Here is a 26,968-nt window from a genome sequence, read left to right as displayed (position 1 = left end):
GAGAAGCTATACCTGATAAACTAAGGGTTATCAACTCCAACGTTGGCAGAACCAGGGGTTGGTCGTGTGAATTGTGTCCAGGTGTTGGTAGCACTGTTGAGTCGTCCAGTTGAAATGTCAGTAACCTGAGGTCCAAAGGTTGTCTCATCTATGGTTTTGCCCTCAGCCGTATATATGCCTATTTCTTCCCCGTCTTCACTTAATCTGAAGCCAAGGTGAAGTACGCCTTGTTCAAGATGGCTATCTGCCCATAAAATGAGATACCCCCCCGGCTCAATAGTGGTTTTAGTTGGATCTGTAGCAGGTATCTTGTATTTAGTTTTATTGGCTTTTTTATCGGAAATATAAAGACCGCCCAGGTTTACTGCCTTGTCTCCTGTATTATGAATCTCTATCCAATCATCATACTCTCCTGCATTATCTTTAAGAGTAGATTGGTTAGCAGCCATAAATTCATTGATAACAATTTTAAATTGTTCGGCTGCAGGTACTTTAGGTTCAACTTCTTCAGCATCAGTACAGGCAGAGAGGGAGATAATAAGTCCTGTGATTATTCCAAAACGCTTCATTTTTTAAAATTATATGATTTTATTTATTTATATTATAAAGATATAGCAAATGCATATTGTGATTATTTTAATGCTTTGCGTGGTTAGTAAAAGTACTGATATAATTTTAAAACAGAAAAGGAGATTCATTTCTAATGATAATTTGAGGTTAGAGTAGACTATTCTGACTCAAATATATTTACAGGAGGGGCTTAGTGATAGGATTTTTGCATAGAGATGATAGGGTTATCAAATAGAGGGTAAATGATACTTTAAAGTGCTTAGCTTGCTTGTTTGGTTTAGTGAATTTATAGGGGTGCTCTTTAGGGGGGGGGCAATGGGGTTCCTATAAATTCCTTTTTATGGAGTAGGAGTTGCTCGTATTGGAAAAGCAGCTGTAGTGTCGTTTAGCTTCATGCCTTATTTATGTGTTTCAAGCCTTTATTGGTTATTCCCAGCAGGGGGCTTTTGGCATATGTACTCTGCTTTGTAGGGTTGGGCCTCAAGTCCTTCTAACAAGGTGCTGCATTATTGACTCATCATAGTAGATGACGTACTTGAGGAGGTATGAGGCAATCTCCACTTTGTGGTTGACAGTCAGGTGTAGCCTGTAGCTGAAGAGTTGATCTTAAGAGGTTCTGTCTCGAGAGGCAATGTTGAAGAAGGCTACATGTTTTGAAATGTCTGGGTTGCTGCATCAATTTGACTTGTTGTGGCAACATGGCAGCATATTGCATGCCTCTTCAACCCCGCATGTACAAACCTCTTTCCATTTAACCTTGTCGTTGGTAGAGGAAGCGAAGCTACGGTCCTTCATATAAATTAGGGGATTCGTATTTCAAAAAAGCAGCAAAGTACGTACACGGTTGAAAATAAGAACCCGCCACATTAGACTTGTGCCCAATAAACGTTTGCTGTTTTAATGCCATTTATCCAAAAAGAAACAGAAAACAGGACGTAGGCAAACAATAGGAGAAGGTATTCAGGTGGGTTGCTTGACTGTGTGACCAATGAAAGGACTGCTGATCTTCCTGATGCTGCTTATAGGACAAGGTGTCTGTGCGCAGAAGTATGCTATCAAGGGCCGAGTATTAGGAAAAGGCACCGAGACAGACGTTCTGCCCTCTGCATCTGTTTTGCTCTTGCAGGGTCCTGATTCTGCTGTAGTGGCGTTTACCTCAACTACCAAACAGGGTTTCTTCCTGCTGGAAAACTTAAAGGAAGGGAATTACCTTTTAAAAGTGACGTTTCTGGGGTATTCACCCTTTTTAAAGAACCTTGCAGTTTCCTCTATTGCCGACACGCTTCAGTTGGGTAACATTCTACTAGAGCAGGAGCCAAATACCCTTCAAGAGATTACCGTCATCAACCAGAGTCCGCCTGTCACTGTGAAGAAAGATACGGTAGAGTACAACGCTAATTCCTTTCAAACCAGGCCTAATGCCAATGTAGAGCAACTCTTAAAGAAGTTGCCTGGTCTGGAGGTAGGCAGAGATGGCAACATCAGCGTGAATGGGGAAAGCGTGACCCGCATCTTTGTGGATGGAAAGGAATTCTTTGGGGGTGACCTGCAAATGGCTACCAAAAACCTTCCCGCCGATGCTATCAACAAAATACAGGTAGTAGACGGCAAATCTGAAGGTGCTCAGTTCTCAGGCGTGGATGATGGCTCCCGGGAAAAGGTCATCAACCTGACTTTGAAGGATGACCGCAGGAACATGGGTTTTGGGAAAGCGATGGGGGGGCTGGGTACCCACGGGCGGTACATGGGACGAGCCAACTACAACAAATTCGAAAAGAGCAGGCAGATGTCTGCGGTGGTCATGAGCAACAATGTGAATGGGCAGGGGTTTTCTGATGACGGAGGGGAAGATGCCGACAGTGATGCCCGAAATGGGCTGGTTACAAACCATAAAGGAGGTGTGAACGCTTCTCATCAACTTTCTCCAAAAGCCCGTATAAACGGAAGTTATCGGTTCAACCAAACTAATGCGGAGACTCAAACAAATTTAACCCGGCAAAACTTTCTGCCGGAAGGAACCGCTTTGTTTTATGAAAACAGCCAGCAGGTAAATAAGCATAGTGGGCATGCGGTTACTGCAGTCTTTGACTGGAAAGATTCAACTAATACCTTACGGGTGAATACCGCTCTCAATTTTGCAGATGGGCAAAATGTGAGCAGTAGCAACCGGCAGTCTTTCTCCGTAGCAGACACACTGGTGAACGAAGGGGAGCGGAACGCTGCTACTCAGAACCAATCGTTAGCCTTTAATTCAAATTTGTTCTATGGCCATCGTTTCAGGAAAAGTGGCCGGGTGTTTAGCATCAACAGCCAGCTTGCTCTTAATAATTTGCTTGCGGATGGAAGGTCTGAGTCGCTAACCCGCTTTGTTGGAAACGAAACTGAAGCAATACGGCAGCGGAATGACCAACGAAACGATCAGCTGAATGGCAACCTGCGGCTTTCTTACACAGAGCCCTTGGGCAACAAGCAGTCTTTGCAGGCGAATTATAATGTGTCTAACCGGGTAAGTAAAACAAATCTGGAAGTGTTTGACCTGGTAAACGAAGCAGTTTATTTTGTTCCAGAGCAAAGCAGCCGGTTTATCTCTGGTTACCTGTATCAGCAGGCAGGACTCATTTATCTGTTCAATAGGGAAAAGTATAGCTTTGCTGTTGGCTCCACTTTTCAAAAGGCAGAACTTTCGCGAAGGGTGCAGGAGCAAGATGGTTCTGCAAAGCAGAGCTTTTTCAATTGGTTGCCTAATGCGAGATATAACCAACAATTTGGTAAGTATACCCGGTTAATGCTTGAATACGCCACTTCTGTTAGAGAACCTTCGCTCCAGCAACTGCAGCCGGTAGTCTCCCGGTATGATCCCCTAAACCTTTTCATTGGCAACCCTGCCCTGCAGCCGGAATACTCTCATCAGGTAAGGGCAACTTTCGTCGGTTCAGACCCAGTCTCTGGGCTGTTTTTGTCGGGCAATTTTACATACGGGTACACCGCCAATCCCATTACAGCTGCAGTGAACATTGACGAGCGCCAGGTACGCACTACTCAGTATGTGAATGTGGGGCAATACCGTACCATTTCTGCTTTTCTCAACATCGGAGTCCCTGTTAATAAGATTTACAGCAGGTTTAATGTTAGTCCTTACCTGCGGCTGGGAGAAAGTGCTAATTTATTAAACGGGACAATGGGCATGGTTCAACAAAGGGCTTTAGGCGGAAGTTTGCGGTATACGTTTGCCTATGAAGAATACCTGGAGCTTAATTTTAAGGGTGATTTAAGTCTGACAAGTTCTGACTATGAAAATTCAGGCACTCGTAACCAGTCCTTCTTAACGACTAGTTATTTAACCAATGCAACGTGGTATTTCTTAAAGCACTTCACCGCCAGGGCAGAAATGGACTACAGGCACTTTCAAAATAGCCAAACGAATTTCAACCAAAGCATTCCAATTCTCAACCTTTCAGTGAAAAGGACTTTCTTGAAGAAGGATAGGGCGGAAGTTGAGATTTCCGGAATAAACCTTTTGAACCGCAGCGTAGGGGCTACCCAATTTGCTTCTTTTAATTTTATTGAACAAACTACACAAACTACCCTAGGTAATTATTTCATGCTGCGGGTTACCTATAATTTCTCTCAAATACCCAAAGAATAAAAAGTAACAACAGGTACATGGGAATTGGTAAGATATGCGTGGGCACATACGTGCCCACCATTGTAATGCGTTTAAAAATTCCTAAGAAATTAAATATATAGATGTTTTTATAAATATGTTGTTTTTCTAAGGTGTGCTCCATGTGTTAGATTGCGTTTGAACGTAGGTTCTGCTTTGTGTTTATTATAAAAACTGAAACTCATTATTCTTTTTGGAGCTAACTTAAGATTGTATTTTTTGAATTTTTATAAAATTTAAAGTTTATTTTGTAGTTTTATGCTAAATATATAAATCAATAAAACTTTATTAAAGTTTGGTAACTACTAAGGAATAGTAATTTTTATCTATATATTGATTTTGTTATTTTTGTACTTTTTTTAGTATTAGGAGCAACATTGTAGGTGGACGGGCGTATAAACCGCTATAAGTTTTATTATAACTAAACATTTGGCATTATGAAAAATTTAAAATTAACCTTTGCTGCGATGATGATCGCTTTGTTCTCTGTAGTAGGTGCTAATAAAGCACAAGCTCAAATTATGGATGCAACAGACGTTGTTGCTGCTGCTAATAATTTAGTGAACATCCAAGTTTCAGGTATTAACGTTAATGTTTCAGACATCAATGTTGAAGATGTTATCGATGTTACAAATGTTTTAAACAATGCCGATATTCGGGTTCTTAGTGGTATTCTCAATGATAATACTATAACACTGGACAATATTTTAAACAATGCGTTAAGGGATGCTGATATTATTAAAAATAATCAAGTAGTTGTAGGGATTCTTTCTGACGGAACGATTCTTGTAGCAAGACAAGCTCAATTGAGATAAAGAAATAGTTTGTGATGACCCTATGAACTTAGCTAAGATTAAATCCTAGGGTAATCTTATCACTATAACAAAGAAGCTTCTCAGCAGTAATGTTCTGCTGAGAAGCTTCTTTGTTATAGTGATAAGATTACTTTCAGCCTTAAGAATGTTTCAATCTGATACACCTGTCTTTACGGTAAATACTGCTGCACCACCTGGCTCAGTTGATGCCCCGGCACCACGCCTGACTGTCGCCAGAGTTGCTTGCCTTGGTGAAACAGCAGGAGGGTAGGAATTCCCTGAACCCGATATTGCTGCGCCACGGCGGGGTTCTTATCTACGTCAATCTTAATCACTTTCAGTTTTCCTTCGTACTGCCGGGCCACCTGTTGCAAGATAGGGGTCATGGTTTTGCAGGGGCCGCACCAATCGGCGTAAAAGTCTACGAGCACCGGCATGCCCGGACTATTGATGATTTCCTGGAATGATTTCTTAGGCATGGCAATTACTTAGATGGTTCCTGCAAGTATACGGTATAAGTCAATTATTGGTGATAATAGCTCCGTAGACAATAAGATAAGTTTTAAGCGTTCTATCCTAAAACAAAGCCTTTCTAAGGAAAGGAAGAGGAACTTTAGGGCTTCTCAATTCCTTTCTTAAATGAAATTCACTCCAAAATTTTAAAACTTTGAAAACTATCTTTTTATCTATACTTCTGGCTTTCTCTTCGTGGTTTTCTTCCTGCAAGGAATCCGAAGTGATGGAACAGACGCCCGTCCAGAAAACTGAGAAAGACCTTTTGGTATCGGCAGAGAAACTGACCACTATTCCGGCTGCCGGACTAAAGGAAATAGCTAACTCAAACGGACGGTCTGAGTTGGCGGCTTTGATCAAGTATGATGTGGACGTGTATCGTCTTGTTTACCTGACGCAGTACAATGGGCAGGAAATTAAAGCCTCTGGGTTGATGGTGGTTCCGTTGCGCATGACGGGTTCGGCTCCCATCCTGAGTGCGCACCACGGCACAACCTTTGATCAGAAATATGCCCCAAGTAATTTCCAGGTAACGTCTTTGACGGGTTTTGAGCCGTTTGGCGCAGCCGGGTACCTGACCCTTGTTCCGGACTTTATTGGGTACGGCGTTTCTAAGCAGATTTTGCACCCGTATTATGATGTGAAGCACTCAGGTACTGCTGTGGTAGACATGATCAAAGCGGGCAAATCGTTCTTCAAGAAGAACAACATCAAATCTTCTGACCAGTTGTTTTTAGCCGGCTACTCAGAAGGCGGATACGTGACCTTGGCCACCCAGAAAGAAATAGAGGAGCACCCAGAGCATGGATTAACGGTGACGGCCTCCGGTGCTGGGGCAGGCGGCTATGACCTGGAGAACATGCTGGCTATGGTGTTAAGCGGAAAGAACTATGAATATCCGGCTAACCTGGCTTTCATTTTACAGGCGTATAACAAAACGTACAACTGGAACCGTCCTTTGACTGATTTCTTTCAGGAGCCCTACGCCACCCGTATTCAGGAACTGATTGATGGTACCCGTACCAGTTCTTCTATTAACAGTGCCTTGGCTAAAGATCCGGCTAAACTGTTCAATCCTACTTTTCTGGCAGCGCTGCGCGGAAACGGGGAACAAGCCTTAAAAGATGCCCTCAAGAGAAACAGCCTGAAGAACTGGGTTCCTAAGAGCCCTACTCGTCTTTACCATGGCACGGCAGACATTATGGTGCCTTATGACAACACTGTTTCTACTTACAATGCCATGAAAGCGGCTAATGCGCCTAATCTGAAGTTTGTCACCATTCCTGGCGGAGGGCACGGCAGCAGCTTAGAACCTATGATCAAAGACCTGATTCCCTGGATGGAGGGTATGAGGAACATGTAATTCATCAATCCTTTCTTTAGAAAAGCTCAGCTTAAAAGAAGCTGGGCTTTTTTGTGAACAGCAGGCAGCCCTTCTACCGGAGTTCCCGTCCTGAGTAGAAGGGCTAACGTCTGCTAGTAGCCTTTAGAAGAAAAGTAGTAGTAGGTGCGTTCTTTTGTTTTTAAGCCATTCTTCAGAAAATGAAAGGGAAGCAGGAGCAGTTAAGCAGGATGGTCCACAGTATGTGTTGGCTTATTTCACCTGAGCCAGAGGACTTTTTTCCCACCTTTAGAGAGCAGGCTTCGTAAAAAGAACCATGAAACTTATGAATACGCCTACAGCTGATACCCTTGCGCTTCAGTACATTGATTACCGCTGCACAAATCGGGTAGCCACTATCACCCTGAACCGCCCCGAAAAACGGAATGCTCTCAATTATGAGATGGTTTCGCAATTAAAGCAGGCTTTTGATATTGCTGAGAATGATGATGAGTGCAAAATCATTATCCTGAAAGCAGCCGGGCCTGTTTTCTGTTCGGGCGCTGACCTGGAGTACCTGCAACAACTTGAAGGTAATTCTTACGCTGAGAACCTGGAAGATTCAACCCACCTCATGCAGCTTCTGCACCTTATTTACACGCTTAAGAAGGTGGTCATTGCCCAGGTAAACGGGCACGCCATTGCCAGCGGCTGTGGGTTGGCTACGGTTTGTGACTTTGCTTACACCGTGCCCTCCGCTCAGTTTGGGTATACAGAAGTGAAGATCGGGTTTCTACCCGCTATTGTGAAAGTGTTCCTACTTCGGAAAATAGGGGAGGCCAAAGCCAAGGAGTTGCTGCTTACTGGTGACCTTATCTCGGCGGAAAAAGCGAAAACGTTTGGGTTGGTAAACGAAGTGGTGCCAGAGGAAGAGCTGGAAATGCGCGTACGAGAATTGGCAGAACGGTTGTGCGTACAGAACTCGGCCCAGGCCATGGAAGTAACCAAAGAATTGATTGCCATGGTGCAGGAACTTCCTCTCAAAGAGGCTCTGGAGTACGCCGCAGAGCGGAATGCTTTGGCCCGCGCTACTGATGATTGTCAGTCTGGAATTCATGCATTTCTGAACAAACAGCCTATTATTTGGTAAATGAAGCTCCAAAAGGTGTTTTCATTTCAGAGGTGTCTACAAAAGCGGTAGCAATAAGAAGGCGAAGGCTTTGTGTAAGTAGTTTCTTACATTTAGAAGCTATTTTTCAGGATTTGAGTTGAAAGCAGCTGAGGGTGGTAATATATGTTTTAAACAATTTGTAAACCTACTGGTTGAGAGAGTATGCTGACGAACGCGGCGATAGTAATAGGAACCTTTGCTGTAATGGAGTTGGTGGCGTGGGCAGTGCACAAATATGTATTGCATGGCTTTTTGTGGAGCATTCACAAGTCACACCACACCCGGCACAACCACCTCTTTGAATTGAACGATGTCTCGTTCGTGTTCTACGGGGTTATTGCTGCCTTGTGCTTCATTTATGGGACAGAGACGCTAGACTACCGGTTCTGGATTGGAGTAGGTATTTCGCTTTACGGTGCAGCCTATTTCCTGGTGCATGATCTGTTCATTCACAGACGGGTAAAACTGTTTGGAAAAACCAGAAGCACCTACCTCAGGGCCTTAGACATAGCGCACAAAGTACACCATAAAACCAAAGGAAGAGACGGCTCAGAGTCATTTGGAATGCTCTGGGTTCACCCTAAATTCTTTCGTATTGCCCGGAAGCGTTAACTTTACGTTTCGTTTCTAAACTCTCTCCTGTGGCGCATTACTCTATAAAAGAGTTAGAGCATTTGTCTGGCATCAAAGCCCATACGCTTCGTATCTGGGAACAGCGGTACCAACTATTGGCTCCCAAACGTACTACTACCAACATCAGGTACTATGACGATGCTGACCTTAAAAATCTGCTGAATGTAGCTTTACTGTACCAGGAAGGTTACAAGATTTCCAAGATTGCCCAATTACCACCTCACCAGGTTGCCCAGGAGGTGCTTAAAATCACAGAGGCTGAACTAGGGAAGGATCAGTTCATGAGCCAGCTCATCATTGCCATGGTAGAGCTGGACGAGGTCTTATTTGAGCGGGTGTTAAGCAGAGCGGTGTTGCAGCTTGGTTTCACAGACTCCGTGAAACAAGTGGTGTATCCCTTCTTAAATAAAATTGGCTTATTGTGGCAGACAGGCAACATCACGCCCGCCCATGAACATTTTATAAGTCAATTGATCCGGCAGAAAATGCTGGTGGCTATTGACGGGCAACGGCTTGTCAGAACTCCTGATGCTCCTAAAATATTGCTCTATTTACCAGAAGGTGAATTGCATGAGTTGTCCCTTCTTTACAGCCATTTCCAATTTCGGGCTAATGGGTTCCATACCCTATACCTGGGCCAGCATCTTCCTTTGGAAGATTTATTCAAAGCCTCGCACCAGTTCAAACCCGATTACATTTGTTCTGTCTTCACTACCTCGCCTCCCCGGGAGCAGATGGAAGAGTATCTGCAACAGTTGTTGACGGAAGTGCCTAACACTCAACTTTTGCTAAGCGGTTACATTTTACAGACGTTTCAGCAAACGCTTCCTAAAAGGGTCACTTACTTCGCTACCCTGGACAGCTTCGAGCAATGGCTCTCTAAAACCAACCTGGTGCATGCCTGATCTCTGGCTGGTGGCAACCTGTATCCTTTCCTGTTTAGGAGGTTTTTTCCTAAAAGGCCATAAAAACACACTTTGATTAAGTTATTTGGTGAGGAAAGCTTCTAATTGGATAAGCTTCCCTGAAAGGCCGTTCCCTGTCTTTGCTACATACTGGCTCCTTTGAATTTTACAGAAGAAAAATCAGGCTTTATTCCACCCCACCTCTCCGCAATGTCCGTTTTCAGAATGCAATCCTTCCTGGCAGAGTAGGTTTTATTTAGCTATTTATCGCCGTTCTTCAGAAGCTAAGGTGAAAACGTGTTTTGCTCTGTTGCTTCCTCTTTCAATCTTCTCTTTAAGCTCCTGTGAAATCCAAAGTGCCATTTCATCTAGTATGTATGGATCGACACTCCCTAACCTTTAAAAGCTCTTTACTGAGGTAATCCTTTGCTCCTTACCTGCAGGTCTCTTATTAGTGAAATTTTGTTTAAAATTTATTTAAAAAAATTAAACATAAGTTAGCTTTATATTTTTACAAATCGTATTATTGTTTAATGTTTAGCATTAAAAATTAAACAAACAAATGACTGCACTAGAATTTACTTCCGTTGTGGAGCGCATGGCGCCTACTCTCCGTCCAGCTGCGTACAACCTGACCCGTGATAGTGATGATGCGAAGGATTTAGTGCAGGAAACCCTCCTGAAAGCCTTCGTAAATCGGGACAAGTTTAAGGCGGGCACCAATCTAAAGGCATGGTTGTACACCATCATGCGAAACACCTTCATCAACCATTACAATAAAATCACCAAGCGCTCCAGCTCGGTAGACACCACTGACTATATCCAGACGCACCCAACCGACGACAGGATGATTGCGGTGAACGGTGCCTCCGGGGAGTTTGCCTTGAATGATATTTATGCCGCCATTGAGAAACTACCTGAGGAGTTGCGTACACCGTTCATGATGTATTATGTGGGCTACAAGTACCTGGAGATATCTGATAAACTGAAGCTACCTATTGGAACGGTTAAAAACCGGATTCACCTGGCACGCAAAGAATTAAAGCAGGAGCTGAAAGGATATGCATACGCAGACTAAGGTTTGTGCCTGTTCTAAGCTCTGCTAGTATGACACTAAGCAGGGCAGAATTGGATTGTGGCATAAAAAAAATGTATCTTGTTACTGTAAAAGAGGTATAAATCTTTTAACAGGTTTCATTGAAGGTTTCTAAATCATCTCTTGGCTTTTAACATGCATGATCTCCCCAGGAAAAAAGTAATTGTCATAGGAGCCGGTTTTGCCGGTTTGGCAGCTTCGGCTAGCTTAGCCCAGGCCGGATATTCAGTTACACTCCTTGAGAAAAACGAAGTAGCAGGAGGGAGAGCCCGGGTATTTCATGCCTTGGGCTTTACTTTTGATATGGGGCCCAGTTGGTATTGGATGCCAGATGTTTTTGAGCAGTTTTTCCAAAAGTTTGGGAAAACCACCGCAGATTATTACCAGCTACAACGGCTTGACCCTTCCTATCAGGTGCTGTATGGTCCACAGGACGCTATGGAACTACCTGCGGGCATGACTCAGCTGGAGGCACTGTTTGAGTCATTAGAACCCGGTTCTGCTGAAAAATTACGGGCTTTTTTAAAGCAGGCGGCTTACAAATATGAAGTAGGCATCAATAACCTGGTGTACAAGCCAAGCCGTTCCTTTTCAGAGTTCATAGATATAAAGCTATTGGTAGATGTGCTGCGGCTAGATGTTTTCCAGTCCATGCACAAGCATGTGCGTAAGTACTTCAAACACCCGCGGCTGATCCAGCTCATGGAGTTTCCCATCCTGTTTTTAGGAGCCCTGCCCCAGAACACCCCTGCCTTGTACAGCCTCATGAATTATGCAGACATGGCCTTGGGTACCTGGTACCCAATGGGCGGCATGCACAAGATAGTGGAAGGGTTGGTAGCACTGGCGCTGGAACAAGGTGTAAAAATGAAGTTAGGCGAGGAGGTGGAGAGCCTGGAAATGCAAAAAGGCAGCATCACTAGGGTTGTCACCACCAAAGGGCAATATGACGCTGATGTCGTCATTGGTGGCTCAGATTATCATCACTTGGAAACCAAACTGCTACCTGAGGAATACCGCAGTTACACTGATAAGTACTGGGACTCCCGTGTCATGGCACCCTCGTCTCTTATCTTCTACCTGGGCTTAGATAAAAAGCTGAAGGGGCTTCGGCACCATAATTTATTTTTTGACGAAGACTTCGGCCCGCACGCGCATGAAATCTATACTCAACCAGCCTGGCCTAAGAAACCGCTGTTTTACGTGTCTGTTCCTTCCCAAACAGACTCTTCGGTAGCGCCGGAAGGCAAAGAGAACCTGTTTGTTTTGATTCCGGTGGCGCCAGACTTGCAGGATACCCCTGAGGTGCGGGAACATTACTACAAGATGGTGATAGAGCGTCTGGAGAAAATTACGGGGCAGGAAGTAAGAAACCACGTCCTCTACAAAAGAACCTATGCCCACCAGGATTTCATGAAAGACTACCACGCCTTCAAAGGCAATGCTTATGGTTTAGCGAATACCCTGCTGCAGACTGCGGTGCTCAAACCCAGCCTGAAGAGCAAGAAAGTTAAAAACCTGTTTTACACCGGGCAATTAACGGTTCCAGGTCCGGGAGTGCCCCCCTCCCTTATTTCAGGACAGGTAGTCGCTTCTGAGGTCATCAAAGACTTTGCCCCACAGGAAACCACCCTAACGCTATGACAATGATACCAGCGCACATGACCCTTTTTGATAACACCACGCTGGAATGTAGCAAACTTATCACGCAGCGCTACAGCACCTCTTTTACGTTAGGTATCAAAACTTTGCATCCGCGGTTTCATGATCCTATCTATGCCATTTACGGGTTTGTCCGGTTCGCCGATGAGATTGTAGACACATTCCATTCTCATGATCGCGCCGTCCTTTTGGAGCGGTTTCGGCAGGAGACGTACCAAGCGTTGGAAGAAAGAATCAGCTTGAACCCGGTGTTGCACTCCTTCCAGATGGTGGTGAACAAGTATAATATTGATCCGGAGTTTATTGATGCTTTCCTGCACAGCATGGAAATGGACCTCCTGGACCAAAAATATAACTGTGACCTTTATGAAGAATACATTTACGGCTCTGCCGAAGTAGTGGGCCTCATGTGCCTGCGTGTGTTCTGCGAAGGTGACCATGAAATGTTTGACCGTCTTAAGTCCTCGGCCTGTTCTCTGGGGGCAGCGTTCCAGAAAGTAAATTTCCTGCGTGACATCAGAAGTGACTTCCAGGACCGTGGGCGCGTGTATTTCCCCCAGGTAGATTTCAGGTCTTTCTGCAACCAGGACAAGGAAGAAATAGAAGCCAATATACAGCAAGATTTTGATGATGCCTATAAGGGTATTCTCGCGTTGCCGAAGGGCGCGCGGTTGGGCGTTTATCTGGCATACATCTATTATCTAAAGCTGTTCAAAAAAATTAAGCAGCTTCCTGCCGCCCAAATAATGGCAGAACGCGTAAGAGTGCCTGACAATACGAAGTTCGCTTTGCTGCTAAGTTCGTATATTAGATACCAGCTTAACACTATCTGATGCAGTTACTCGCTTCCCTGTTGTACTTGTGCTTTTTTCTGATGATCACTCCACAGAAATCAGATCCTTACTCGCATGCCTCTTTACTAAACTACTACCAAACCGCTACCAAAAGTGAAGAAATAGCCCAGAAGTTCTTGTCTTTGATGGAAAAATATCAGGGAAAGGATCCCCTGAAATTAGGCTATAAAGCTGTTTCTCATGCAATTATGGCAAAGCATGTCTGGAGCCCTTATGCTAAGCTGAAATACCTGCGGCAATCTTCGCAATTATTTGAAGATGCTGTGGCTTTGGACAAACAAGATCCTGAGGTTCGGTTCCTGCGGTTTTCCATAGAAAACTATATTCCTAGGTACCTGAACATGAGCAGCCACCTGGAGGAGGACAAAAAGATTTTTATGGCCGCTATTTTACGGCATCCACGGTCTGGCATCTCTCCTGAAACAGTTAAGATCATGCGCGACTTCCTGCTGCGGAAAGAGTTACTTACCCAACAGGAACAGCAACAGATTGCCAAATTGAACTTATAGACTAAGGCGCTTTGCCTTATTAAGCTGATTCACATTCTGGTTGGATTCTGGGTTTAGCCTGAGAAACCATCTTCTTGCTCAACATCGTTCTTTAAAATTCAGAACTGCTTTTTATTAAGGTTACTGCAGTGGTAACTTTTAATACTTGGAGACTTTCAAGAGTATATATTGTCTCCTAAAGAGCCTCTAGCCTTATTTTTAGCATGTGTTCTTCCTTTAAGAATAACACTGTTAAAAAGGAATTGACGGCAAAAAACGGAAGTACGCACAAACAAACTGGTAAGTAAACTTGTTTAGTAATTATGCGTCAGCTACAGGTACAAATAGATTCAAGTTCAGGCTTTTGCTTCGGGGTCATCTATGCCATTCAGATGGCCGAGGACCTGTTGGAGGAACAAGGTTACCTGTATTGCCTGGGAGACATCGTGCACAACGATGTAGAAGTAGAACGGCTTCAGAAAAAGGGTCTGCGAATCATCAACTATGATACCCTAAATACCCTTCGCGATGAATGTGTACTCATAAGGGCACACGGCGAGCCGCCTTCTACCTACCAGACTGCTCTGCAAAACAACCTCACCCTGGTAGATGCCTCGTGCCCGGTGGTCCTGAAGTTGCAGAATCGTATCAAAACTTCCTTTGACAAGAAAGACCAGATTTTCATTTACGGAAAGCACGGTCATGCTGAGGTATTAGGTTTGCTTGGTCAGACCAACAATGAGGCCGTGGTGTTTGAGAACCTGGAGGAGTTGCTTCGACACGAGTTGCCCCAGAACATTACCCTCTACAGCCAGACCACCAAAAGCACCGATAACTTTTACCGCATCAAAAACGAACTGGAAACCCGGGGGTATTCTGTAGCAGCCAATGACACCATCTGCCGGCAAGTTTCAAACCGTGATAAGGAGTTAAGACGCTTTTCCCAGCAATTTGACAAGATTGTGTTTGTTTCAGGGACTAAGTCCTCTAATGGGCGGGTGTTGTACCAGGTATGCAAAGACACCAACCCCAATACTTACTTTGTTTCAAAAGTAGAAGAGCTTAACCCGGAGTGGTTTGACGAAGGAGATACCATTGGCATCTGTGGCGCTACCTCAACGCCCATGTGGCTGATGGAAGAAGTCCGAAATGCCATGTTGGCATTTTAGTCATTAGGTTTTAGGTCTGGTTTTTTGAAATAAGTCGAATTTCACCTTGGAGTACTGCCATAAACGGACCTCTAAAGCTATCCTAGAAAGGGTACCAGCTTATCTCACCTTACCAAAAGAGTAGTACCTTCGTAAATAGAGGGTAAATCTGAGTCTTATTGTTTTGAAGCTTCTTTTGCAAAAACATACCGGAATTCTGATTGCCTGCACCATTTTGGTGGCATGGGGAAGTGTGCTGTGGTTTTTGCTACATTGGGATGTTTCTTTCAAGTCGCCATTTACCTATCTGGCGGTGCTGGTGATGACGCATCTGTACACTGGCCTTTTCATAACAGCCCATGATGCTATGCACGGCGTAGTAGCTCCGGGTAACAAAAGGCTGAACACTTTTATTGGGACCCTCTGTGCTGGCTTATTTGCATACAACTACTACGGTAGGCTTTTTCCAAAACACCACCTCCACCACCGGCACGTAGCTACTGACCAAGATCCAGATTACCACGGCGGAAACTTCTTCCTGTGGTTCTTCAGCTTCGCCCGGCAATACATCACGATTGTGCAAGTACTGCTGATGGCTGGTACCTACCACCTGCTACAACTCTGGTTCCCTGTTGAGAATATCATTCTATTCTGGATGGTACCATCAGTACTGGCGACGTTTCAGTTGTTCTATTTCGGGACGTATCTGCCGCACCGGGGAGAGCACGAACATACGAATAAGCATAAATCCTCCACCCAAGGCCGCAACCACTTATGGGCTTTTATAAGCTGTTATTTTTTTGGGTACCACTATGAACACCATGATAAGCCTTATTTACCTTGGTGGAAGCTCTACCAGGAAAAAGACCGGATGGCAAAAGGACATTAATTGTTTTGCTCAGATATTATTAGGGAAACACCTTTATAAAGGAAAGCCGCGGAAAGAGAACTTCAAGTCTCTTTCCGCGGCTTTCCTTTTTAGAAACCTAGTAGATTACTTCACCACATACACATTGTCTTTAGGGTTAGAATCAGGAACATAGGTGCCTTTCAGCTCAAATTTCTTCACGGCTTTGGTTGGCTTGAAATCAACCTGCACAGATGTGTTGCCTGTCTCCCAAACAGACACATTGCGGTGAATTGTAGACGTGGTATTATCAGCGTAAGTAACCACCAATTCTACCGGAACGGGTTTGGAGCCTTTGGCCTGTACGGTAATCTGGTACTGACCGGCCTGTTGCTGCACGTTGGTAATAGCCAGATCTGGGTATCCTTCGTCAAAGAACCAGCGTTTCCAAAACCAGTTCAGGTTTCGACCCGCACCCGCGTTCATGGCATTGAAGAAGTCCCAAGGCAAGGGGTGTTTTCCATTCCATTGGGCAATGTAGTGGTGCAGTGCCTTCGTGAACAGTTCATCGCCCAGCATCTGTTTCACATACAGGTACCCAAGTGCCGGTTTAGGATAGGAGTTCAGGAAGAAAGGAGCCCCGTTCTGTTGGGTGGTCAACGTCATGATGGGCATGTCGGCCTCAGTAGCAGCCATTTGGGCGTACGGAGCCACGCCGTAGTCATCTTCCAGTTTAGGTTCAATGATAGAGGAGATGATCCATTCGCCCAAGGTGGCCCAGCCTTCATCCATCCAGCCGTACTTGGTTTCATTTGTGCCCATGTAGAAGGGGAACATGGTGTGGAAGATTTCGTGATCCGTAAGGGTGATGGCGTCTTCGCGGGTTTTCACGGGATTGTCGTTCACCATCATAGGGTATTCCATCTGGTCTAGTCCATCAAACACGGTTTCATGGGAGTAGGGGAAAGGCCACTTCGGAAAAGTGTAGCTCATGGCTTCAACGGTTTTGCGCGAGAAGTGAATCACCTCCTCAAAATCGTGGTGTACCGGATTGTAGGCCACATCTACGCGGGTTCGGCGTTTGGTTTTAGGGTCTACTACCAGGCTAGAGGAGTTCCAGAGGTAATGGTCAGAGGTGGCGAAGGCGAAATCCACCACGTTTTCGGCCGAGAATTTCCAGGTGTTGCGGGCATTCTGGGCGGTGATGTCTTGGCGCTTCAGGTCTTTTTGGTCAATTATGGCGACTATGGCATCCTTCTTCTCGGCCTCTGCCAGGCGCTTGGCATGTTTCCTGGAGAGCACTTCCGAGGCGTTCTTCAGATCACCGGTGGCCCACACCACAAAGTTCTTCGGAACGGTGATCTCAGTGTTGAAAGAGCAGAAATCATTGTAAAACTCGGCCGGGCCGAGGTACGGAATTCGGTTCCAGCCGTCCACATCGTCATACACGGCAATGCGGGGGAAGAAGTACGCCACAAATGCCGCGCCCAATGAGTCTACCTGCCCGGTGCGCATGTGCGAGCCGGCGTTCAGGATGTAGTTGTAAGCGATGTAGAACTTCGCTTTCTGCTTAGGAGGAATAGGTTTGACCCGGAGGGTGAGGTTGGTAGCGTCAATGCGAAGTTTTCGTACATCCTGCGCTTCCTGGTTTACGCTGAAGTGTTCAATCTTCACGCCTTCGCTTACATCTTCGGGAGCTATGGTATTGGCACGGGGTGCCCCTTTCTGGTAATAGTTGGGGTACAGCTTGAAGACAATCTGCTTCAGGGTGTCAGGGCTGTTGTTGGTGTAATCGATGTCTACGGTTCCGGCCAGTTTTCTAGAAAACGGGTCAAAATCAATCTTGATGGTATAGTCGGCGGTATTTTGCCAGTAGCTTTTCCCGGGGGAACCGTCCAGGCTGCGGGTGCCTTTCTGGTAGGCCGCCGCGATGTTGCGCGGCATGGGCAGTTGGTGCTGGGCAATGGCAAGCGAGTATGTGACAGATAACGCGAGGGAAAGAAGATATTTCGCCGGTTTCATGTGGTTGGTGGATTATGGCGTATGGTGCCAGCGGTAGGCTGGTGTGGTTAAAGGTAAGGCGTTTTTCAAAGAGAAGGAAAGAACCAAGCTTTAGAAAAGGATGGAGAATCAACTTGCTCACCCTCAGCTTGGGGCTTGTTTTCAGAAAACAGGCTAAATAGGGGAAAGTTGTAAAAAAGTAAAGCCTGCTCACATGGGCAGGCTTTACTTTTTTACAACTGAATATATGATCTTAGTGCACCGCGTCTTTTTTGCAGCAGGCATCCAGACGGTCATAGGCACGTGGCGCAGCCGGAGAGTTATCAGCGTCATAGCCTAACTCGTTCACAGCTTTTTTGATTTTGTCAAGCGAGGTTTTCTCGCCGTTGTAAGACACCGTTAAGATTTTAGACTCCACGTCCAAGGTGGCTTTATTTACGCCTTTCTCATAGGCCAAACCTTTCTCCAGGGTGGCTTTGCACATGCCGCACACCGCTGATGTTTTGATTTTCACTTCTTCGCCTTTTTTACCGCCTTGCGCGAAGCCAACAGTTGCCAAACCGGTCAATACTAAAGAAAACAACCAGATTTTAAGGGTTTTCATGGTAGATAATTAAGAATTAGAGATATAAGTTAAAAGCTAAATTTTATCTGAGGGATTATGAGTTGTTTTACCAAAATCAGGCCAAAAACGAAGCCATCTTCTTTTAGACAAACAAACTAAGTCATTCCCTATTTCAACGTAAAGCGCATTCCGGCGTAAATAACGCGCCCAATCACCGGCGCCCACACCATGCTGGCATCAAAGTCCTGGCTGAAGGGTCGGTCGGCAGAGATGATCGGGTTCTTTTGTTTGTAGTCCAGCAGGTTCTCGCCGCCCACATACACTTCCCAGCGTTTGAATGCCCGGGTGATCTGCCCATTAAACACTGCGTAAGGACTAACAGTTCGCATCATGTTGGAGCTTTCATGCTCGTTCATGTCGTGCTCCATAGACGGTACCGGTCTTTTACCGAACCACTGGCCCGTTAAATCAGCGCGCCACTTGTCAAAAGGTGTTGCGAAGCCCAGGTTCAGGAAGGCGCGATGATTTGGGATGAACGGCCGCCGCAAAAGCTCTCCGTTATAGGTGGTGCGCACGTCAAAGTACTTGTACGCCGCTTTCACATCCAGCATTGACGTTAGTTCATACTGCAGTTCCGCCTGGAAGCTTTTGGAGAAAGAGCGTCCGTTCAGGTTCGTGAATGCCACCTGGTACGGGCTGCTGTACATGTCCGGCACAATCTGGTTCTGGAAGGTGGTATAGTAGTAATCAGTGATGAAGGCGCCTTTGCGTTCGCCCACCTCAAAGTACTGCGTGAAGCTTCCGCCCATGTTCCAGGCTTTCTCGGGTTGCAGGTTGTTCTGGAAGTAGAAGGCCCGGTTGCTGATGAGCGAAGCCACGTTCTCCGCAATTGGGTTGGCTACCCTGAAGCCTTTACCGGCCGCTAAACGCAGAATAGAGTTCGGGTTGAAATCATATTTCACGTTGAAGCGGGGCGTATACACCCAGCCGTACAGGTTATGATGGTCGGCCCGAACACCGCCCACCAAGGTCAGATTGGTGCTGTTTTGGTAAATGTATTCGAAAAACGCTCCGGGTACCCGCTCTTGGCGCTTCAGGCGTTGACCAGCCAGGTTCTCCTGGAAGTCTTCATACTGGTAGCTTAACCCGGTTTTGTAGGTGTGTGCCGTATTCCCAAAAGCCGACTGGAAGATCAAATTCGCCAAGCCACTGTTCTGGTAGCCATTGTAGGTTCTGCTGCCGTAATGCGAGTCAAAGTCGTGCCGGGCACCGGATAAGATCAAGCCGATGCTCTGGTACGGCTTGTTCTTGAACGTGTAAGACGTCTTAGAAAAGCCACTGAACCGGTCCGTCTCCGACTCGGTACCGTAGAAGCTTCCTTCCTCCTGCGGCATGCCGGAACGGTAGCCTACCTGTCCCCCGATTCTGGTTTCGCGCAACGCCTGGACGCCAATCTCAGCTACCCACTGCTTACCGGTGTTGTACTTCCACTTGTTGAACACGTTGTAGTGTTTGCCCAAGGGCAGATCCAGGAAGCCATCATTGTTGTTGTCTACGCGGTTGGTGAGCTGGTCGGTATGCAGCATGAGCACGGTGCTCAGTTTGGGCGTGAGGGTGAAGGAGGTGTTCACGTTGGCATCCCACTTGGCCAGGCTGTTGCCGTACAGGTTCACATGGAGCCGGTCGGTTTTCTCGGGATCTTTCAGGCGCACGTTCACCTGACCCGAGATAGACTCATAGCCGTTCAGCACCGAGCCGGTGCCTTTGATGATGTCAATGGCGTCTATATAAGTACCAGACAAGTAGTTCAAGCGATACGGCGTCGCTAAGCCACGCAGGGCGGGCACGTTGTCAGTGGTCATTAAGGTGTACGCGCCATCTAAGCCCAGCATCTGGATCTGCTTGGCGCCGGAAACCGCATCTGACGTGGAAACCTCTACGGAGGCATTCGTTTCAAAGCTCTCCGCCAGGTTACAGCAGGCAGACTTAGTTAAGTCCTTGGCCGTGATTATCTGAGAGTTAGTAGGCGTCATGGCCGAGTAGCGGTCTTGTTTTCCGGTAATGGTCACTTCCTGAATAGACGTAATGGACCGCAGCTGCACTACTATATGAGGGCGGCCCTGTACCTGCACGGTATCTGGTTTGTAACCAATGTAGGAGATAAGCACCGCGGTTTCTCCGGCAGGAGCGGGGGCTAAGGTGAAATGCCCGTTGGCATCGGTGCTGGTGGCTTGGCTGGTGCCTAACCAAATAACCGAGGCACCTATAAGGGGAGTGCCGTTAGCCGCATCTACCACGCGGCCGGCAAGAGATTGGGCTGTTCCCAGGAGCGGAAGCAAGAGCCCAAATAAAGTCAAAGCGAATAGTGCCTGACGTTTAGAAGATAACATGGGTTGGTTTCATTTAAGTATAACATCTGTTCTGGAGCCAAAGCACAGCAAAACCGGCTAGGGCTGAGCGAAGAGATGAAGGACTTAAATGTTCAGGATGTGCAGACGATGCAGCAGGTCTCGGCCCGCTAGAGGCGGCGAGGTGTCAGAATAGAAGGGCCAGGAATCTTCCACGGTAGCGGTGGCTACTGGCGGGAGAAGAAAAACTGAGGTTAAGGCCGGAGGAAGGGATACAAACTCCACCTTGCTGAATTTCAGCGTGGAAGGAATGTCCAGCTTGTGGTGGGTCGTGGAAACGGAGCAGCAAGGAGTCTTGTCCACCTGGGTTGTTCCTTCAGGGCAAGCCGGTTTTTTCCTGGCGGCGAAGCAGCCCATCTCCTCCATTTTCTGAGAAACATCCTGAGAGGGAGCCATGCCCAACATTGCACAAAAACGCTGTGTAGCCGCCACCCCAACGGAACCCGTCAGGAGGCAAAAGGCCAGCATTAAGAGCACAATAGGTTGAAGTTTCCCTCTCATACTGCAAAGATATGGAATTTTGACCCACTTTCCACCACCTTCCTGCCACAAGTACATTTAATCCCCCAAGTTGCTGGGTAAAACTTTTAAACTACTGTTTATCAAAAGTTTAAGTAAGTATTCACGTGTTATTTAGCAAATATATTGAAAACGTTATCCATAACTTATCCCAAAGTGGCTGGGAAAAATGTGGATAATGTGTATAAGTGGAGTGGATAACCATGATTTATCCACAAAGTGGGAAAATGTGGGAGACTGTGGTTGACTTTGCTCTGCCCTTTAGTACTTTTGTTTTGTACCAAAGACTGTTGTCACTGCCTCAACTACCATGAACTTCCTCTCCGGCGAATACGAATGTAAGCTAGACCCGAAGGGAAGATTGGTGCTGCCTGCCAAAATCAAATCCAACCTGCCCGATGAATGCGGAAATCAGGTGGTGTTGACCCGCGGGTTTGAGCCTTGCCTGGTGTTGTACCCCAAAACAGAATGGAAGACAATCTATGACCGGGTGGCAAGTCTGAATGAGTTCAACGAAGAGTATCGGCATTTTCAACGGAATTTTTTCCGGGGTAATACCGAGATTGAGCTGGATGCTGCCGGGCGATTCATCTTGCCGCGCACCATGGTACGGTACGCCGAGATTGAGAAAGACGCCATTGTGGTAGGCCTCGGGAACCGGGTGGAAATCTGGAACCCTGACAAGTACGACGCATTTTTAATTAAAGACCAGCAGAATTTCTCGCAATTGGCGCAGAAGTTTCTCGGCGACCAACCGAGTTTACCCCCAACCGAATAAAAGCCTATGCAGTACCACCAGCCCGTTTTGTTGCAGGAATCGGTAGATGCGTTGGCCATTAAACCCGGCGGCATTTACGTAGACGTCACCTTTGGCGGTGGCGGCCACTCAGCGCATATCCTGGAGAAGATGCAGGGTGGGCAACTTTACTCCTTTGACCAGGACACCGATGCCGAGAAACAAGCCGAAAAACTGATCTCCGATAACTTCACGTTTGTCAAAGCCAACTTCCGGTACCTAAAGAAATACCTGCGTTTGTACGGCGCGCGGCAGGTAGATGGCATCCTGGCTGATTTAGGCGTTTCATCCCACCAGTTCAATACCGCTGAGCGCGGCTTCTCCACCCGTTTTGACGGTCCGCTTGACATGCGCATGGACAAAGACAGTCCGCTTACCGCGCAACAGGTTATACTGGAGTATTCAGAAGAGCAACTGCACCGCATCTTCGGGCTGTATGGCGAGGTGAAGAACGCGAAGACGCTGGCCCGGGAAGTAGTATCTGCCAGAAACGTGCAGACTATTGAAACCATCGCTGATTTCAAGAAGGCCATTGCTGGTTGCACACCCAAAGGAAAAGAAAACAAGTACCTGGCTCAGGTGTTTCAGGCGCTTCGCATTGAAGTGAACGATGAGTTGAAAGCCTTGGAAGAAATGCTGGAGCAAGCCGTGGAGGTTCTGAAGCCGGGTGGTAGATTATCTGTGATATCCTACCATTCCCTGGAAGATCGGTTGATAAAGAACTACATCGCCAAAGGCAAGTTCTTTGGGGAAGTGGAGAAAGACTTCTTTGGGAATGAGATCAAACCCTTGGATTCTGTAACCCGCAAACCCATTGTGCCGGGTGCGCAGGAGTTACAGGAAAATAATCGCTCCCGCAGTGCCAAACTACGGGTGGCGGTGAAAAGAGAGACACCAGAATCGTCAAAGAAGTAGAGAGATAGAAGGGAAGCACCACATTTTACGATTTAAGTTATGGCAGTCAACACCGTACGTCCACAAGTGAATCGGCCCAAGGCAAACACCCTGCGGGAAGTGCCTCAGGTAGTAAAGCCACGTCCGGCCCGCCCGCCGCGCCACAAGGGCACCAGCTTGTTTGAGTTACTGGACCGCTACACCAAAGTAGATTGGTTCTTCGCCGAAGGCTTACCGGTTAGGTACTTGCCGAAGGTGCTTTTCCTGATGGGCGTGACCTTGTTCTACATTGGCAACACCCACTACGCAGACCGTACCCTCCGCCGGATTGACAAAACCAAAGTCGAGACCGAAGATCTTCGCGCCGACTACACCACGTTGAAGTCTGAGTACATGGAGGCGAGTAAGCAGTCTGAGGTGGCCCGCAACGTGGCCCCGCTTGGCCTGATGGAAAGTTCTACCCCTCCCATTCAAGTAGTTCTGAAGAAAGATGAATATTAAGAGGTCCATCGTTACGCGAGTACGGGTGGCCTTTTTGGCGATCTGTCTTTTCGCGTTCGCGATTATTTACAAAGTAGGGTACATTCAGTTCAAAGACGGTGACCGTTGGCGCGAAATTGCCAATGAGAAGCGGTTCCATTACCAGCCAGTATACGCCACCCGCGGAAATATCTACTCCAATGATGACCGCATCATGGCTACCTCTTTGCCATTTTACCGGGTAGCCTTTGACCCCACCATTTCCCCTGAGGATGTTTTCTCTAAGGGGATTGACTCTCTCGCTATTCACCTTTCCCGCTTTTACGGGGACCGTTCTCCAGAGTATTACAAGCGAAAAATCAAAAACGCACGCAGTGCCAAACGCAAGTACGTGCGTTTGAATGGCCGCCTTATTAATTACCAGGACAAGAAGATGATGGCTAAATGGCCAATTTTCAGAGCTGGTAAAAACAGGGGCGGGGTGATTTTTGAAAAACTTGACCGCCGCTTCCTGCCGTTTGGTTCGCTTGCGAAACGCACCATCGGGTTTATCAACGAAGACCGTAACGGCGCCGGGTTGGAGTTCTCCTTTAACCGCCACCTGGCTGGCAAAGATGGCGAAGCCCTTTATGAGCGTATGGCAGGCGGGAACAAGCCTATCAATGACGGAACCGAAGTAAAACCAATGCCCGGCTTTGACATCCAGACTACTATTGACATTAACCTGCAAGACGTTGCTGAGAACGCTCTAAACCGTGCGTTGACCATCAATGACGCTGCCCACGGATGCGTGATCTTGATGGAAGTAGGTACAGGTCATATCAAAGCCATCGCCAACTTGGGTCGCCAGAGCGAAGGCGTATACACTGAGGATTACAACTATGCAGTGGGTAACCAGGGTCGTACTGAGCCGGGTTCTACCTTTAAACTGGCCTCTATGATGGCGCTGCTGGAAGAAACTGACATGAGTCTCACCGACACGGTAGATACTGGCAACGGTTCCGAGCGCATTGGCGGAGCCGTGAAAACAGACACCCACGGAAACGGCAAGATCAGTTTACAGCAGGTTTTTGAAAAATCATCCAATATCGGGGTAGCCAAGCTGATTCAGCAGACCTTTGAAAGCAATCCGCAGAAGTACGTGGATTACCTGCACAAATTCGGCTTACACCAGCCCCTTGGGTTCCAGATGAACGGGGAGGCCGTGCCTTACATCAAATCACCAAAAGACCGTAGCTGGAGCCGTCCGTCGCTTTCTACTATGGCCATTGGCTATGAGCTGAAAATCTCTCCGTTGCAGACCCTGGCGTTTTACAATGCCGTGGCTAATAACGGGGTGAAAGTGCAGCCCATGATCGTGAAAAGCATCAAACGTGCCGATCAGATTCTGGAATCATATGAGACTAAGGTCCTGAACCCGAAGATCTGCTCAGATGAGACTATAGCGCAGTTGAAAGCCATGATGGAAGGCGTAGTGGAGAACGGAACGGCCAAAAACCTGAAAAGCGAAGACTACAAAGTAGCAGGTAAAACCGGAACCGCCCGGAAAGTAATCAACGGAAAATACACCCGTAAATACTCTACCTCCTTTGTGGGGTACTTCCCCGCTGACAGACCTAAGTACAGCTGTATTGTCATCATTGACAGCCCGCAGAAAAATGCACAATATGGTGGTGACGTGGCTGCCCCGGTATTCCGCGAACTAGCCGACAAGGCCTACGCGCAGGATTTAGCCATTCACGCCCCCATGGTGCGTCATCCAGCAGGAGTGCAGCCGAAAATACCAGTTTTGCACGCCGGAAACCAGGAGGAGTTGACCATCCTTTGCAACAAACTTGGCATTAGCGCTCACCCGTTGAGCCCAGAGGAAGATTGGGTGCGGGTAGACACCCAAAAACAATCCGTAGCCTTGAAACCAGTACCGGTGAAGATGGGGCAGGTGCCCGATGTCACCGACATGACCCTTAGAGACGCTCTTTACCTGTTAGGAAACCATGGCATCAAAGTACGGGCCATCGGACTAGGTCGGGTAGAGAGCCAGAGCATTCCGCCGGGACAACCTGTCACCAAAGGAACAACCATTACCATTACACTAACTAAACATGGCGCAACTAGAAAACCTGCTGCAGGTACTCCAGCCAACGCAATTGCTCGGGCCTACTAACCCCGAGCTTTCTGCGTTAACCATGGATTCTCGTCAGGCAGGGCCGGGCGTGGGTTTCTTTGCTATCCGGGGCACCCTCCGTGATGGGCATGACTTTATTGCCTCTGCGGTAGAGCAGGGCGTTTCAGCTGTGTTTTGCGAAGAATTGCCTCAAAACACCCCGGAGCACGTGACCTTTGTACAGGTACCAAATGCCGCCGAGGCGATGGGCCATATAGCGGCTGAGTTCTACGGAAACCCATCAAAGAAACTGAAATTGGTAGGGGTGACCGGTACTAATGGCAAAACCACCTGCGTCACGCTTTTACATAAACTTTACCGTGACCTTGGCTACAATGCCGGATTGTTGTCCACGGTGCAGAACCAGATAAACGAAACGGTAATTCCGGCGTCTCACACTACGCCAGACGCAATTACGCTGCAAAGCTTGTTGGCACAAATGGTGAAAGCTGGTTGTACCCACGCCTTCATGGAAGTGAGTTCCCATGCCCTGGTGCAGCACCGCGTAACTGGTGTACAGTTCACGGGAGCGGTGTTCACTAACATCACTCACGATCACCTGGACTACCACGGCACCTTTGACGAGTACATTCGGGCCAAAAAGCTGTTTTTTGATCATCTGACCAAAAAAGCCTTCGCCTTGGTGAACGCAGATGACAAGCGTGCCATGGTGATGCTGCAGAATACCAAAGCCACCAAATACACTTACGCCCTCCGCAAGGAAGCTGATTTCAAAGCCCGTTTGCTGGACAACTCCATTCAAGGCTTACAACTAGAGTTGGAAGGGCAAGAGGTATGGTTCCGCTTAATAGGCACCTTCAACGCTTATAATTTGCTGGCCGTGTACGGCGCTGCCACTTTGCTGGGTGAAGACAAGCAGGAAGTTCTGGCCAGTTTGTCTAACCTGACCTCGGCCGCTGGCCGCTTTGACTACGTGGTGTCTGCCGGACAAATCACCGGCATTGTAGATTACGCCCATACGCCAGATGCCTTAGAAAACGTGCTGCAAACCATTCAGCAGATCCGGAAGCCAGAGCAGAAGGTGATCACCATTGTGGGATGTGGCGGTAACCGTGATGCCGCCAAGCGTCCGGTTATGGCTGACATTGCTGCCAAAATGAGCGATCGTGTGATTTTAACATCAGATAACCCACGCGATGAAGATCCGCAAGAGATTCTAAACCAGATGCAAGCCGGGGTGAAACCCACGGATTTAAAGAAATCACTTTCAGTTGTAGACCGCAGGGAAGCCATCAAAACCGCGGTATTGTTAGCCGAAGCCGATGATATCATTCTGGTGGCGGGCAAAGGGCACGAAACTTACCAGGAGGTGAAAGGCGTTCGCTCTCCGTTTGATGACAAGCAGGTGCTGCAGGAATCGTTCGCGTTGCTTCAGAAATAAAAGCAAGACAGATAAACAGAACATGACCAAAGGAGTCGGGCAAGACCTTCCT

The 26,968-nt window shown here is 47.1% G+C and carries 23 protein-coding genes; 17 read left to right on the top strand and 6 right to left on the bottom strand.

Going from position 1 to position 26,968, the window contains the following annotated elements; translation table 11 throughout:
• Nucleotides 1–20: 20 nt before the first annotated feature.
• Entirely contained in the window at nt 21–569 is a 549-nt protein-coding gene (locus DC20_RS01440) for a lamin tail domain-containing protein (protein WP_062542199.1), read from the bottom strand.
• Between the two features lie 989 nt (nt 570–1,558).
• Here DC20_RS01440 and DC20_RS01435 point away from each other — a divergent pair.
• A complete protein-coding gene (locus DC20_RS01435) occupies nt 1,559–4,216 on the top strand; it encodes an outer membrane beta-barrel protein (RefSeq protein WP_062542198.1) in 2,658 nt (885 codons plus the stop codon).
• A 455-nt stretch (nt 4,217–4,671) separates the two neighbouring features.
• Nucleotides 4,672–5,049 carry a hypothetical protein gene (locus DC20_RS01430; protein ID WP_157593005.1) on the top strand — a complete coding sequence of 126 codons (378 nt, stop codon included), beginning with the start codon at nt 4,672–4,674 and terminating at the stop codon, nt 5,047–5,049.
• A gap of 170 nt (nt 5,050–5,219) precedes the next feature.
• Here DC20_RS01430 and trxA read toward each other — a convergent pair whose 3' ends face one another.
• Nucleotides 5,220–5,528: a thioredoxin gene (gene trxA / locus DC20_RS01425; protein WP_062542196.1), complete on the bottom strand. Its 309-nt coding sequence runs from the start codon at nt 5,526–5,528 to the stop codon at nt 5,220–5,222.
• A gap of 188 nt (nt 5,529–5,716) precedes the next feature.
• Here trxA and DC20_RS01420 point away from each other — a divergent pair, with 188 nt between their 5' ends.
• The 10 genes from DC20_RS01420 (at nt 5,717) to DC20_RS01375 (ending at nt 15,729) form a co-directional block, all read left to right on the top strand.
• Nucleotides 5,717–6,925: an alpha/beta fold hydrolase gene (locus DC20_RS01420; protein WP_062542195.1), complete on the top strand. Its 1,209-nt coding sequence runs from the start codon at nt 5,717–5,719 to the stop codon at nt 6,923–6,925.
• Nucleotides 6,926–7,229: 304 nt separating this feature from the next.
• Nucleotides 7,230–8,033 carry an enoyl-CoA hydratase/isomerase family protein gene (locus DC20_RS01415; protein WP_062542194.1) on the top strand — a complete coding sequence of 268 codons (804 nt, stop codon included), beginning with the start codon at nt 7,230–7,232 and terminating at the stop codon, nt 8,031–8,033.
• A gap of 183 nt (nt 8,034–8,216) precedes the next feature.
• Entirely contained in the window at nt 8,217–8,666 is a 450-nt protein-coding gene (locus tag DC20_RS01410) for a sterol desaturase family protein (protein ID WP_062542193.1), read from the top strand.
• A gap of 29 nt (nt 8,667–8,695) precedes the next feature.
• Complete coding sequence (locus DC20_RS01405) at nt 8,696–9,592, top strand: MerR family transcriptional regulator (protein WP_062542192.1); 897 nt, start codon at nt 8,696–8,698, stop codon at nt 9,590–9,592.
• A 562-nt stretch (nt 9,593–10,154) separates the two neighbouring features.
• Complete coding sequence (locus DC20_RS01400) at nt 10,155–10,670, top strand: RNA polymerase sigma factor (RefSeq protein ID WP_062542191.1); 516 nt, start codon at nt 10,155–10,157, stop codon at nt 10,668–10,670.
• A gap of 153 nt (nt 10,671–10,823) precedes the next feature.
• Nucleotides 10,824–12,332: a phytoene desaturase family protein gene (locus DC20_RS01395; protein ID WP_062542190.1), complete on the top strand. Its 1,509-nt coding sequence runs from the start codon at nt 10,824–10,826 to the stop codon at nt 12,330–12,332.
• Nucleotides 12,329–13,183 (top strand): phytoene/squalene synthase family protein, encoded by an 855-nt coding sequence (locus DC20_RS01390; protein WP_245652282.1) that lies wholly within the window; start codon nt 12,329–12,331, stop codon nt 13,181–13,183. Before DC20_RS01395 ends, DC20_RS01390 begins: the two co-directional genes overlap by 4 nt.
• On the top strand, nt 13,183–13,713 hold the full coding sequence (locus DC20_RS01385; RefSeq protein WP_062542189.1) for a hypothetical protein: 531 nt from the start codon (nt 13,183–13,185) through the stop codon (nt 13,711–13,713). Before DC20_RS01390 ends, DC20_RS01385 begins: the two co-directional genes overlap by 1 nt.
• Nucleotides 13,714–14,015: 302 nt before the next feature.
• Nucleotides 14,016–14,861 (top strand): 4-hydroxy-3-methylbut-2-enyl diphosphate reductase, encoded by an 846-nt coding sequence (locus tag DC20_RS01380; RefSeq protein WP_062542188.1) that lies wholly within the window; start codon nt 14,016–14,018, stop codon nt 14,859–14,861.
• 175 nt (nt 14,862–15,036) lie between these two features.
• Nucleotides 15,037–15,729 carry a fatty acid desaturase gene (locus DC20_RS01375; RefSeq protein WP_245652281.1) on the top strand — a complete coding sequence of 231 codons (693 nt, stop codon included), beginning with the start codon at nt 15,037–15,039 and terminating at the stop codon, nt 15,727–15,729.
• 105 nt (nt 15,730–15,834) lie between these two features.
• Here DC20_RS01375 and DC20_RS01370 read toward each other — a convergent pair whose 3' ends face one another.
• From DC20_RS01370 to DC20_RS01355, 4 genes are all read right to left on the bottom strand, one after another.
• On the bottom strand, nt 15,835–17,709 hold the full coding sequence (locus tag DC20_RS01370) for a M1 family metallopeptidase (protein ID WP_062542186.1): 1,875 nt from the start codon (nt 17,707–17,709) through the stop codon (nt 15,835–15,837).
• A gap of 232 nt (nt 17,710–17,941) precedes the next feature.
• The gene (locus DC20_RS01365; protein WP_062542185.1) at nt 17,942–18,292 is read right to left on the bottom strand and encodes a heavy-metal-associated domain-containing protein; all 351 of its coding nucleotides are present in this window, start codon (nt 18,290–18,292) and stop codon (nt 17,942–17,944) included.
• A 128-nt stretch (nt 18,293–18,420) separates the two neighbouring features.
• On the bottom strand, nt 18,421–20,643 hold the full coding sequence (locus DC20_RS01360; RefSeq protein WP_062542184.1) for a TonB-dependent receptor: 2,223 nt from the start codon (nt 20,641–20,643) through the stop codon (nt 18,421–18,423).
• Nucleotides 20,644–20,727: 84 nt separating this feature from the next.
• On the bottom strand, nt 20,728–21,162 hold the full coding sequence (locus DC20_RS01355) for a hypothetical protein (RefSeq protein ID WP_062542183.1): 435 nt from the start codon (nt 21,160–21,162) through the stop codon (nt 20,728–20,730).
• Between the two features lie 328 nt (nt 21,163–21,490).
• Between DC20_RS01355 and mraZ the strand changes: the two genes are divergently transcribed.
• Genes mraZ through DC20_RS01330 form a run of 5 tightly spaced genes read left to right on the top strand, consistent with a single transcriptional unit; the run spans nt 21,491 to nt 26,916 of the window.
• Nucleotides 21,491–21,958, top strand: coding sequence for a division/cell wall cluster transcriptional repressor MraZ (gene mraZ / locus DC20_RS01350; protein WP_062542182.1), 468 nt, complete (start codon nt 21,491–21,493; stop codon nt 21,956–21,958).
• Nucleotides 21,959–21,964: 6 nt separating this feature from the next.
• A complete protein-coding gene (gene rsmH, locus DC20_RS01345) occupies nt 21,965–22,891 on the top strand; it encodes a 16S rRNA (cytosine(1402)-N(4))-methyltransferase RsmH (RefSeq protein WP_062542181.1) in 927 nt (308 codons plus the stop codon).
• Between the two features lie 39 nt (nt 22,892–22,930).
• Nucleotides 22,931–23,371: an FtsL-like putative cell division protein gene (locus DC20_RS01340; protein WP_062542180.1), complete on the top strand. Its 441-nt coding sequence runs from the start codon at nt 22,931–22,933 to the stop codon at nt 23,369–23,371.
• Entirely contained in the window at nt 23,361–25,514 is a 2,154-nt protein-coding gene (locus tag DC20_RS01335) for a penicillin-binding protein (RefSeq protein WP_071885353.1), read from the top strand. Before DC20_RS01340 ends, DC20_RS01335 begins: the two co-directional genes overlap by 11 nt.
• Entirely contained in the window at nt 25,453–26,916 is a 1,464-nt protein-coding gene (locus tag DC20_RS01330; RefSeq protein WP_062542179.1) for a UDP-N-acetylmuramoyl-L-alanyl-D-glutamate--2,6-diaminopimelate ligase, read from the top strand. The genes DC20_RS01335 and DC20_RS01330 overlap by 62 nt, the downstream gene beginning before the upstream one ends.
• Nucleotides 26,917–26,968 lie beyond the last annotated feature (52 nt).

It is taken from the genome of Rufibacter tibetensis, assembly GCF_001310085.1.
GTDB lineage: Bacteria > Bacteroidota > Bacteroidia > Cytophagales > Hymenobacteraceae > Nibribacter > Nibribacter tibetensis.
Note: the sequence above shows the minus strand (reverse complement) of the source record. Positions and strands in the feature narration are given on the sequence as shown.